A 569-nucleotide genomic window follows, 5' to 3' on the forward strand; every position below is an offset into this window, starting at 1 on the left:
TCGCTGCAATACCATTTTTCGTTAACCAGGCCATAGTCGCTTTAGCTCTTCGGTTTGATAAGGCTTGATTGTATTTCACAGTTTGTCGGCAATCTGTATGAGAACGAACATCTACTTTCATCGTAGGATTTTGCTTCATTACTTGTGCGATTTTTTCCAATTCTAGCGCCGCATCTGGTCGAATGTTCGATTTATCTAAGTCGAAATAAATAATCTTAATATTAAATGCTTTTGCTAGATCAGATCCCACGCCCACTTCTTTAACGCGTTTAGTAAGGGGTAAGCTAACTGTTGTTTGCCCAGACTGACTTCCCGTTACTACCGAAGTTTCTACGGTTTCATAATCTGTGTTTTCTGCACGTACAAAATATGTTTTCTCACATGATAATCCTTCAAACTGGTACTCTCCTTTTGCATTAGAGGTGGTTTGGCTAATTTGCTTCATGTTTTCATCAAACAAAGTGACATTTGCATTGGCTAAAATAAGAGTACTTTGCTCATCCACCACAACACCTGTAATAACTTGATTGCAATCGTATGGCAATGGAATTTGTTCTACAAATTTATAG

At 38.0% G+C, this 569-nt stretch carries 1 protein-coding gene; it reads right to left on the reverse strand.

What is annotated here, in order from left to right; genetic code table 11:
- Positions 1 to 569: OmpA family protein (locus tag ACFSX9_RS16055; RefSeq protein WP_379809551.1), on the reverse strand; the 569-nt coding region annotated here is incomplete at both ends.

The organism is Flavobacterium ardleyense (genome assembly GCF_042686085.1).
Lineage (GTDB): Bacteria > Bacteroidota > Bacteroidia > Flavobacteriales > Flavobacteriaceae > Flavobacterium > Flavobacterium ardleyense.